The sequence below is a fragment of the Pseudacidovorax intermedius genome (assembly GCF_001476815.1).
Lineage (GTDB): Bacteria > Pseudomonadota > Gammaproteobacteria > Burkholderiales > Burkholderiaceae_C > Xenophilus > Xenophilus intermedius_A.
Genome location: NZ_LDSL01000291.1, coordinates 1 through 922, shown reverse-complemented (window position 1 = coordinate 922; position 922 = coordinate 1). Strand labels below are relative to the sequence as shown.

At 74.1% G+C, this 922-nt stretch carries 2 protein-coding genes; both read right to left on the bottom strand.

Annotated elements, in window-relative coordinates; all coding sequences use genetic code 11:
- On the bottom strand, positions 1-264 hold a 264-nt coding region (locus NS331_RS25290), incomplete at its 3' end, for an FAD-dependent oxidoreductase (RefSeq protein ID WP_153013074.1).
- Positions 265-268: 4 nt separating this feature from the next.
- On the bottom strand, positions 269-628 hold the full coding sequence (locus NS331_RS25285; RefSeq protein ID WP_058593869.1) for a cupin domain-containing protein: 360 nt from the start codon (positions 626-628) through the stop codon (positions 269-271).
- Positions 629-922 lie beyond the last annotated feature (294 nt).

The window sequence follows — 922 nt, the reverse complement described above, 5'->3', positions numbered from 1 at the left end:
GCGGTGGACGGCCTCACCGAGCCGGTCGCCGAGGCGCTCCATCGCGTCGAGCGTGCCGCGCAGCGAGCGCGCCCGCCACGGCTGCGTGTCTGCCAGGCGCCACAGCCGCGTGCTGCCGCCGTTCGACGCCTCGGGGCCGCCCGGCGCGAAGCGCTCGATCAGGGTGACATTCCACCCGCGATCCTGCAGTCCGAGTGCGGCGGGGAGCCCCCAGGCGCCCGCCCCCACCACGATCGCCGACGGGCGACCCGCTCTCGTCGTCACGCGGTCAGTCCGCGATCGTGGTGAAGTGCTTGCGCAGCGGCTCGTGCACGCGCCAGACGCCGACCCAGCCCGAGGGCATGACCATCACGTCGCCGGGCCCGAACTCCTCGGGCTCCTCGCCGGCGACCTCGACGGTCACGCGGCCCGAGAGGATCGTGCAGATCTCGGTGTAGCCGACGCGCTCCGCGGTGAAGTCGCCCGGGGTGCACTCCCACAGCCCGGTCGTGATGCGGGCGTCGTCCCACACGGTGGCGGACGCCTCGGTCTGGCCCGCGGTCAGCGCGGTCGGTTTCGGCGCGTGGGCGCCGAGGTCGAGGGCGTCGGTGCCGTGCGCGGCGCGGGTGCGGACGGTGGTGGTGGTCATGCGTGATGCTCCTATGGGGTGAGGGGGTCAGTGCCGCCCGCAGACCTCGCCCATCGCGCACATCGCCGACGTCGTCACCGGCCGGCACTGACCCCCTCACCCCATAGGAGCATCACGCATGACCACCACCACCGTCCGCACCCGCGCCTCGCACGGCACCGACGCCCTCGACCTCGGCGCCCACGCGCCGAAACCGACCGCGCTGACCGCGGGCCAGACCGAGGCGTCCGCCACCGTGTGGGACGACGCCCGCATCACGACCGGGCTGTGGGAGTGCACCCAGGGCCACTTAAC